The sequence below is a fragment of the Algoriphagus sp. oki45 genome, assembly GCF_036245605.1.
GTDB lineage: Bacteria > Bacteroidota > Bacteroidia > Cytophagales > Cyclobacteriaceae > Algoriphagus.
In genome coordinates, this window is record NZ_BTPC01000003.1 from 404,836 (window position 1) to 414,584 (window position 9,749).

The 9,749-nt window shown below is 44.1% G+C and carries 9 protein-coding genes; 8 read left to right on the forward strand and 1 reads right to left on the reverse strand.

The annotated features are described in order from the left end of the window. The 4 genes from mreC to rodA are packed head-to-tail and all read left to right on the forward strand — an operon-like array spanning position 1 to position 4,428. A complete protein-coding gene (mreC, locus tag AAA942_RS15860) occupies positions 1–840 on the forward strand; it encodes a rod shape-determining protein MreC (RefSeq protein ID WP_338221271.1) in 840 nt (279 codons plus the stop codon). Beyond that, positions 830–1,351 carry a rod shape-determining protein MreD gene (locus AAA942_RS15865; protein WP_338221272.1) on the forward strand — a complete coding sequence of 174 codons (522 nt, stop codon included), beginning with the start codon at positions 830–832 and terminating at the stop codon, positions 1,349–1,351. Before mreC ends, AAA942_RS15865 begins: the two co-directional genes overlap by 11 nt. Beyond that, complete coding sequence (gene mrdA, locus AAA942_RS15870; protein ID WP_338221273.1) at positions 1,351–3,153, forward strand: penicillin-binding protein 2; 1,803 nt, start codon at positions 1,351–1,353, stop codon at positions 3,151–3,153. The genes AAA942_RS15865 and mrdA overlap by 1 nt, the downstream gene beginning before the upstream one ends. After that, positions 3,154–4,428: a rod shape-determining protein RodA gene (gene rodA, locus AAA942_RS15875; protein ID WP_338221274.1), complete on the forward strand. Its 1,275-nt coding sequence runs from the start codon at positions 3,154–3,156 to the stop codon at positions 4,426–4,428. A 43-nt stretch (positions 4,429–4,471) separates the two neighbouring features. Here rodA and AAA942_RS15880 read toward each other — a convergent pair whose 3' ends face one another. Next, positions 4,472–5,569, reverse strand: a complete 1,098-nt coding sequence (locus tag AAA942_RS15880; protein ID WP_338221275.1) for a hypothetical protein — start codon at positions 5,567–5,569, stop codon at positions 4,472–4,474. 33 nt (positions 5,570–5,602) lie between these two features. Between AAA942_RS15880 and AAA942_RS15885 the strand changes: the two genes are divergently transcribed. The 4 genes from AAA942_RS15885 (at position 5,603) to rho (ending at position 9,220) form a co-directional block, all read left to right on the forward strand. Then, positions 5,603–5,929, forward strand: a complete 327-nt coding sequence (locus AAA942_RS15885) for a 2Fe-2S iron-sulfur cluster-binding protein (RefSeq protein ID WP_338221276.1) — start codon at positions 5,603–5,605, stop codon at positions 5,927–5,929. Between the two features lie 3 nt (positions 5,930–5,932). Then, positions 5,933–6,517 (forward strand): thymidine kinase, encoded by a 585-nt coding sequence (locus AAA942_RS15890; RefSeq protein WP_338221277.1) that lies wholly within the window; start codon positions 5,933–5,935, stop codon positions 6,515–6,517. Between the two features lie 6 nt (positions 6,518–6,523). Beyond that, on the forward strand, positions 6,524–7,213 hold the full coding sequence (recO, locus tag AAA942_RS15895; RefSeq protein WP_338221278.1) for a DNA repair protein RecO: 690 nt from the start codon (positions 6,524–6,526) through the stop codon (positions 7,211–7,213). A 201-nt stretch (positions 7,214–7,414) separates the two neighbouring features. Beyond that, the gene (rho, locus tag AAA942_RS15900) at positions 7,415–9,220 is read left to right on the forward strand and encodes a transcription termination factor Rho (protein ID WP_338221279.1); all 1,806 of its coding nucleotides are present in this window, start codon (positions 7,415–7,417) and stop codon (positions 9,218–9,220) included. Positions 9,221–9,749 lie beyond the last annotated feature (529 nt).

Genomic DNA, 9,749 nt, shown 5'->3' on the forward strand with positions numbered 1-9,749 from the left:
ATGCTACGCATCCTTCAATTTCTTTACCGATTAAGAGCATTCCTATTATTCATCCTACTGGAAGTGATTGCCATCTGGATGGTCGTCACCAACAACTCCCCTCAAGGGGCCGCTTTCTTCAACAGTTCTAATGCAGTGATTGGATCTGTACTGAAGAAGCAGGCCGACTTGGTTCAGTTCTTTTCCCTGGCAGAAGCCAATGAATCCCTGACTGAGGAAAATGCCGAGATCCGGTCAAAACTCACTTTCCTCACCTACCCTGCTGATAGCATGTATCTGCCCCTTGATTCTGCATTGGAGGTGACCTATGAGTTTCGAGGAGCTAGGGTCATTGCCAATTCGTTGCGTTTTGCGCAGAATTACCTCACTCTCAACAAGGGGAAAAAGCATGGGGTAAAGCCTGGAATGGGTGTCTTCAATCCCGATGGCGTGGTCGGTCGGGTGAAATCCGTCTCAGAAAACTATTCAGTAGCTTTCTCCCTGCTCAATACCGGCCTGTTGATTTCGGCCAAAATCAAATCCACCAACGACTTGGTCTCCGTGCAGTGGGATGGCAAAAACTCTTTGGAAGCCAATCTCCTTTATGTACCCAGGCATATACTTACCCAACCCGGTGATACGGTGATTACTTCTGGATTCAACGCGGTTTTTCCGGAAGGTATTCCAATCGGAATCATCAAGGAGGTAAATCCGGATAATGACAACCCGAACTATCTGAAAATCCGAATCACACTGAGTACGGATTTCAGTAAAGTAAGCTATGTCTACTTGGTGGAAAACACCCAGTTTGAGGAGCTGGACTCCCTTTATCAACAGTCAGAGATAAGCAATGAATATTAGAAGCCTGATTTCTTATGTGCTGAGCCTCTTGGCTCTATTGCTTATCCAGATTTTCTTTTTGAAAAATCTGGCATTGTTCGGGCAGGCTTTTGCCTTCCTGTATTTGTTGGGAATTTTGCTTTTACCGATCAGTCTTGCTCCGATTCCTCTACTTTTGATCGCTTTTGGTATGGGATTCGTGATAGATGTATTCTACGAGACAATCGGCATTCACATGGCAGCGGCAACCCTTTTAGCTTTCTTCAGACCACTTTGGCTCAAGGTAATCAGCCCCACCGGAGGCTATGATGACTTGCAGGCACCCACATTGGGAGAAATGGGCTTGGGATGGTTTTTGAGTTATGCATTCCCCCTGATTTTCATCTTTTCTATGGCCTTTTTTGGCATAGATCAGTGGGGATTTGGAAGCTTTTTTTCTATTCTGACAAAAAGTCTTTTTTCCTCGATTTTCACTTGCCTTTTGGCTATACTTGTACAACTGCTATTCTTCAAACGTAGGAGGGGAATCTGATGAATGATCAAAGACCGGTAATCATTCTCATCTTTATTTTCCTGGTGAGTTTGGTTCTCCTAGTCAGACTGTTTTCTATTCAAGTACTTGATGACAGCTTTTTGAAAAAAGCTGAACGGAACGCTATCCAACGAATCGTAGACCACCCATACCGAGGATTGGTCTATGACCGAAACGGAGAACTTTTGGTCTACAACAATCCCATCTTTGATCTGATGGTGGTACCCAAAGAGCTGAAAATCCAGGATACACTCCAGTTTTGCAAGCTGTTTGAAATCTCCAAAGAGGACCTTACCACAGCCCTGACTGCAGCTAGAAAATACTCCTCTGTAAAACCCTCTCCTCTGATCAAGCAAATCTCCACCACGGATTTTGCCCGTATTCAGAATTTCTTGGTGGACTATCCAGGGCTATTTATTCTCACTAGATCAGTAAGGTCTTATCCTAACTCCACTGCAGCGCATGCCTTAGGATATATAGGAGAGATCAATGCCGGTCAGCTCGAAAGAGATACCACGAAATACTATACTCAGGGAGACTATGTCGGCTTAAGCGGGCTGGAAAGGTATTATGAAAATGACCTGCGGGGCAAAAAGGGAGTCAAATACAAAATGGTCAATGTCCGTGGCGTGGACAAGGGGCCATTCAAGGACGGGGAATACGATACCGCTTCAGTGGCCGGTAAAAACATCACCTCCACCTTGGACATGGAGCTTCAGCGCTATGGGGAAATGCTCATGCAGGGTAAAAAAGGTTCTGTGGTGGCCATTGAGCCAAAAACCGGGGAAATTCTCGCGATGATTTCGGCTCCCTTTTATGATCCCAATGAATTAACCGGAGCGGATTTTGGAAAAAATTACCTCAAACTGAACAGGGATCCTGAAAAGCCTTTGTTCAACAGACCGATCATGGCCACCTATCCTCCGGGCTCCATTTTCAAAATTGTGCAAAGCCTGATTGGACTTCAAGATGGCATTCTCGTGCCTGAGACTACTTTCTCATGTAATAGATCCCTAGTGGCCTGCCACAATCACCCGAGCCCAGTCAATCTATTTGGAGCTATCCGTAATTCCTGTAACCCTTATTACCATCAGGCTTTCCGTCAGATCATCAACCGGGAAGTTGTCTCCAATACCTTCAAAGATACTGAGATCGGTTTGAACGACTGGAGGGAAAAAGTAATGCGCTTTGGCCTCGGATCCAATCTGGGCGTGGACGTCCCCAATGAAAAATCCGGACAAATCCCTTCGGGAAATTATTACAACAAAATCTACGGGGAAGGAAGATGGAAATACTCTACCATCTATTCCCTTTCTATCGGGCAGGGTGAGATGCTAGTAACCCCACTTCAAATGGCCAATTTGGCAGCCATTTTTGCCAACAAGGGGTACTACTATATCCCTCACCTGATCAAAGCAGTCGATGGTGACCCCACGCTGATTCCCGGCAAATATCAAATCAAAAGGGAGGTAGGAGTTGATGCCCGCCACTTTGATCTGATTCAGGATGCTATGGCAGAGGCGATTTACGGTACGGCGGCTCGGGCAGCAATGAAGGACATTACACTAGCAGGTAAAACCGGAACAGCTCAAAATCCACACGGGGAAGATCACTCCGTATTTATTGCTTTTGCACCCAAGGAAGACCCAAAAATCGCAATTGCAGTCTATGTGGAAAATGCTGGCTGGGGTGGAAGAGCAGCTGCGAGTACTGCTTCTCTGATGATAGAGAAATACCTCAAGGGAGAAGTGACACGACAAGCCTTGCAGGATTATGTGATGGCAGGCAATTTTATTTATTAAATGAGAGAATCTGATATTCAAATCAGTCGGGTGGACTGGAGCGTGGTCCTCATCTATTTTGCCTTAGTGATTTTTGGCTGGTTCAATATCTATGCGGCAGTCTATGATAGCCAGGCTCCTCAGAGCATGTTTGATATGTCCATCAATTCCGGACAGCAGCTGGTACGAATTGGGATTTCAGTCATTTTGATTATTCTGATCATGGTGGCAGATTATCGTTTTTTTGAAAATCTATCCTTATTTATTTTCCTCTTTTTCGTAGCCCTACTAGTAGTCACACCATTCATAGGAAAAGAAGTCAATGGACAAGTCTTGTCTATTGGTTTTGGCAGTTTTAGAATTCAGCCGGGAGAATTTGCCAAATTCGCCACTGCTTTGGCCTTGGCAAAAATTATGGAGAGGCCCACTTTTGATCTGACAAAAACCAAAAATCAACTGATCGCTTTCGGGGTACTATTTATTCCAATTCTTTTGATTTTGCTTCAGCCGGACACCGGAACCGCCATGGTGTTTTTTGCTTTCTTGCTCATGTTTTACAGAGAGGGCCTACCTCAATGGTATTTTGTTTTGGGTTTTGGGATTGTGGCTTTGGCACTTTTGGCATTGGGTATAGAAAACAATCTTTATTTGGTAGGAGGCATTGTACTGATCGTAGCTATATTGTCTCTTTTGGGAAGAAAGAGTTTGAAAAAGACCTTGGTATTCTCTCTAATTGGTTTGGGGCTGATTGCCTTTACTTATTCCCTGGACTATGTAGTATCCAAACTTCCGCCCCATCAACAAAACCGAATCATGGTGCTTTTTAATCCCAATATTGACCCTTTGGGCGTGGGCTGGAATGTCACCCAATCCAAAATTGCGATAGGTTCTGGAGGGCTTTTTGGAAAAGGCTACTTGGAAGGAACGCAGACCAAATTTGATTTTGTACCTGAGCAGCATACGGACTTTATTTTCTGTACCCTGGGTGAGGAATTCGGCTGGATGGGCAGCTTGATTGTCATCGGCCTGTTTACTGCCTTGCTCTACCGACTGGTCATCATGGCTGAACGCCAAAAAACCCGGTTTTCAAGAATCTATGGCTATGGAGTGGTGTCTATCCTCCTGTTCCACTTCATGATCAATATTGCCATGACCATTGGGCTCTTCCCTGTGGTGGGTATCCCCCTACCCTTTTTCAGCTATGGGGGATCCTCTCTTTGGTCATTTACGGTTTTGCTCTTCATTTTTGTCAAGCTGGACTCCTCAAGAGTAGCCCAACTTGGACGTCTGAGTTGATTGATCAATTAGAAAAGCAAAAAATCCAGACTCAAGCCTGAGATTAATCCGGGTACTTTCTGTAAACCAACATGAGGAATTCGCGAACCGCCTCGGAATCCGTCTCCCAATCCAGTTCGCTCACGTAGCGGGAATTAATCAACTCAATCGCTGCGTCAAATGATCCCGCCTGATCGATGGACTTCAGTGCATGCTTTAACAAGTCAGCGTTTCCATCAAAAAGCTCCTTGGTAAACATAAATCGCTGATTCAAGGCCAAACTTTCGGACAACTCTCCCAAAATGCCTTTCATCCCTTTATAACTTTGGGCTGAAAAGTGGGATTTTAAAGCCATGGAGTCCAAATTTCCTTTTGCCGCAGGAGATTGAAAAATTGGCTTAGCGGCTTCTTCCACCGCCACTTTAACCTCTTCCAAGATCGGCTCTTCTTTATTGATAACAGGCTCTTCCTCTGGAGTGGCTGAACTCACAATCGGCTCTGAATGGGGTAGATCTTCTTTTTCAATTGAAGAGGTGGAATCAGCCCCCTTGTACTGATCAATATCAAAGGGACGAATATCACCCAAAGTAGCAATAAGCAGGTTTTCTGATTCCAGATTTTCCCGAATTACCTGATAGTTGGCCGCAATGGCTTTGAGATAGGAATCCTTATCTTGGCCAAATCCTGCTTTGTCGATCAGGAAGGTAACCACCCGGTCATGCCATTTATAGTACTTTCTGTTCTCCTTTAGATAATCGTTGATTTTTCCCGAAGGGGCTTTTTGGATTTCAGATTGGTAAAAATCCACAGGAAAACAGGCCAAATGAATCGCCTGACTCACAGCTTCCTTTACAAGAGGCTGGAAATGGGTTCTTTCTACCTTGATTCGTCGGGAAAGCACATTCATAAACTGGGTCAAAGCCTCATGGACCGTGATATCCCGATAGTCAAAAAACGGATTGGATTTTAGCTTGCCCAATTCCTCCTGCCAAAGTTCAAAAAGCCGCTTGATGATAAAAAAATTAACTTGAGTACTATTCGTCAACTGGATGATTTCCTGACCGGAAATGAACTTTCGGTCAGAAAAAAAGCGGTCGCAGACGATTTGGGCGTATTCTTTGGAATAATTTTCTAAATAATTGCTGTTAATTTGAACTGTCATGGATGGGTCCGGTTTTCAAAATCAAACGTAAAAATGCCCCGAATTATCATTCAAAACCTTGGAAATTTTGTCATTGAATCGGAGCACGGAGATCGTAAAGTTATCGAATTAATTCATGAAAATGGAATTGATTGGATGCATGCCTGTGGGAAAAAAGGCAGATGTACTACTTGCAAAATGATTTTGGTAAATAGTGAAGGGAAGCTCAGTGAGCCTACAGATCGGGAAATCTTTTACCTCAACCAAAACCGCCTGAAATCCTCGGAGCGCCTGACCTGCCAAACCCGAATTTTAGAAGGAGAAATTCTCATCCGAGTCGCTGAAATCAATAAATTTCCACATCTCACCTACACCGAATAGTCCATGTTTATCGAGCCATCACCCAACCCACGACGACCCGCTGAACGAAAAGGACAGATCGAAGTGATTTGTGGTTCTATGTTTTCAGGCAAAACGGAAGAGCTAATCCGAAGACTCAACCGGGCCAGAATCGCCAAATTAAAGGTAGAAATATTCAAACCGTCAATCGATAAGCGATACCACGAGTCCGATGTAGTCTCCCACAACGAAAACAGCATTCGATCCACTCCGGTCCAGTTTGCAGGAGACATCCTTCTACTTGCTGGAAACTGTGATGTGGTGGGCATAGATGAGGCTCAGTTTTTTGACTCTGAACTGGTCCGAACTTCCCAAATCCTAGCCAATCAAGGCAAAAGAGTCATTCTGGCCGGATTGGATATGGACTTCGAGGGAAAGCCTTTTGAACCCATGCCTCAGCTTATGGCCATTGCCGAATATGTGACCAAAGTACACGCCATCTGCATGAAATGCGGAGATTTGGCTGCTTTTTCGCTAAGGCTCACCGCCAGCAAGGACAAGGTGGTTCTGGGAGAAAAGGAAAGCTATGAGGCAAGGTGCAGAAAATGCTTCCTGGAGGATAAAAAGTAAATCTCCATGATCAAAAAGACCTCAGGCATTGTATTGAGCTATATCCGGTACAAGGAAACCAGCATTATTGTGAAAATTTTCACCAGAGAACTGGGTCTGAAGTCTTACCTGATCAATGGAGTCCGGTCACAGGGGAAAAGCAGCAAAATGGCCCTTTACCAACCCCTCACCGTATTGGATCTAGTGGTGTATGACAAAGAAAATGCAGGATTGCAAAGAGTATCCGAGGCCAAAATCCAATTTCCCTTGCAAATGATTCCATTCGATTTTCAGCGAACGGGAATCGCCCTGTTTATGACTGAAGTGATCAGCAGGAGTATTTATGAAAATTACCAGAATGAGTTTCTATTTGATTTTGTAGAGGAAAGCATTCGGATTTTGGATCAAAAGGACACCTTTCTCGCTCATTTTCCACTGGTCTTTTTACTGGAAAAAGCCAAATACTTGGGTTTTGGTCCAGAAGAAGCCATGATTTACTTTGAAGAATCCCGGCAGCAGCCTTTTTCATTTGCAGAACAAAAAGAAGCTTATGATTTCATCAATGACCTACTTGGAGAAGGCTATGCTTGCCCCAAAAAGATCAATGCGAGTCTGAGGAGAAAATTGCTGGATTTCCTTCTTGGGTATTATAGTGAGCATCTTGACAATCCCAGCCCCTTTAAATCCCTTGCGGTGCTTAGACAGGTCTTATCCTGACTCTTTTAGGAAAAAAAGGGAATCCAAATTCAAAAAATTTGTTAAATCCATTGCTTGGACTTATTATTGCGCTATCACCGTGTATGAACAAGTCAGCCCACTTTGACTTTAGCTTTTCCTGCAGACCTTTTTTGCTCAGAAAATCATCCACGATTCCAATTACCACATCATACAAGACTTTATTTATTTCATTCCCTCTTTATGTACAACATAGAAGAACTCCGAATCAGGCTTTTATCTGAACTGAAGGAGATTGCTGAGGAACTTGGGGTTAAAAATTTCAAAAACCTCAAAAAAGACGACCTAGTCTACGCCATCCTCGACCAGCAAGCCATCACCCCAGAGCAGGCACTCCCAAAGAAAAAGCCCTCAATCGTCGAATCTCAAGCGGAAGACGAAAAAAAGAAACCCGAACCCGCACCCAAAGCCCCTACTCCACCAGCCACCGACGAGGCTGAATTCAAGCCTAAATTCAAAAGACAAAATGTGACTGAAGCCCCCGCGGCTCCAGCTGCTTCAGAAAAAGTAGAAGCTCCGAAAGAAGAAAAAGCAAGCGCAGAAGTTAAACCCAAGCGCGAACCATCACCTAAACCGGAGAAACAGGAAACTCCCAAAGCTGAAAAACAGGAACGTGAATCAGCAAACGCGGAAGAGGGGAAGACTTTCAGACCGAGGAGAAGGGTTTTTGAAGAGGTAGATGTCAATGCGAAAGTTTCCGAAGAAACCCAAGCCAATACTTCTGCTGAAGGAGACTCCAAAGGCCCTAAGCAGGATTCCGAAATCGAGCTCCCAAAAAGAAAAAATTTCAAATCTCACGATGAAGTGATGATGCCGGCTGCAGAGACGGTGCAGAACTCGAATAGAAAGAAACCATACCTAAGCCCAAGAGAATTTGACGGAGTCATTGAGAATGAGGGGGTTTTAGAAATCATGCCTGAAGGCTATGGATTCCTTCGCTCTTTGGACTACAACTACTTGGCCTCCCCGGACGATATCTATGTATCTCCAAGCCAAATCAAACTTTTTGGACTGAAAACAGGTGACCATATTAAGGGCTCCATCCGTCCTCCTAAAGAAGGAGAAAAGTACTTTGCCCTACTCAAATTGGGTACTGTAAACGGAAAAACAACCGACGAGATCAGAGACCGGGTACCTTTCGAATACCTGACCCCTCTTTTCCCTGAAGAAAGACTGAACCTGTCTACCAAGCCGGATGGATACTCCACCCGAATCTTGGATCTATTTGCCCCTATCGGGAAAGGACAGCGAGGGATGATAGTAGCCCAGCCGAAGACTGGTAAGACCGTCCTCCTTCAACAAATCGCCAATGCAATCACTAAAAACCATCCGGAAGTCCATCTGATGATCTTGCTGATCGATGAGCGTCCGGAAGAAGTGACGGATATGGCCCGTTCAGTTAGAGCGGAAGTGATCTCCTCCACCTTTGACGAGCAGGCCGACCGCCATGTGAAGGTTGCCAACATCGTTTTGGAAAAAGCAAAGCGAATGGTAGAAGTAGGGCACGACGTGGTAATCCTTCTGGATTCCATCACCCGACTTGCGCGTGCACACAATACGGTGGTACCTAGCTCTGGAAAGATCCTCTCTGGAGGTGTGGATGCGAATGCATTGCACAAACCCAAGCGATTCTTTGGTGCGGCAAGAAATGTAGAGAACGGAGGTTCCTTGACCATTATCGCTACAGCTCTGGTTGAAACTGGTTCCAAAATGGACGAGGTAATCTTTGAAGAATTCAAAGGAACCGGCAACATGGAACTGGCCCTCGACAGAAAGTTGGCCAACCGTCGAATCTATCCTGCCATTGATGTCCTGGGTTCAGGTACCCGTCGCGAGGACTTGTTGATGGACAAGGAAGAGATGCAGCGCGTATGGATTCTCCGTAAGCTGATGAGCGATATGAACTCACAAGAATCCATGGAGTTCCTACTCAATCGTATGAAAGGAACCCGGGATAATGCTGAGTTTTTGATCAGTATGAATGGGTAAAGTCTGAGGTTAATAGGTTTATAATTTATACCCTGACTCACACGGTCAGGGTATTTTTTTGAAATAGGCAGAGCAGTACAATTCTCATCTAGAAACACTGGAAAATGAAAAGATACAACACTAGTTGTCTGCAAGGATATATTTTATTCAAACCTTAAAACCATTCCTTTTTTTCTCTATCCAAACTCAAAGGTCCAATTTAACAAGGACTTTATGCCTTTAAGAAGCCCAAGGTGCGATCTTCAGCCCTGATTTCAAGAAAATAGCAAAATCAAACTAGCAACAGAAAACAACTTAAATGACAGATTTTTGCATTTCCAAAACTAAAAACCGACGCTAAAATATTATTTTGTATAATTGATATTTACTTTTTAAAATTGGTTCCTTTTGAATAAATAGGGAAAGATATTTCTGAAGACTGAGGGGTATTGCCTATGGAAAACAAATACAGTTTAAATTATATAAAACACCTTTTATCAGGGATAATTTTATCCCCTATCAGCGTTTTATTTTCTAATAGTCAAGTGCC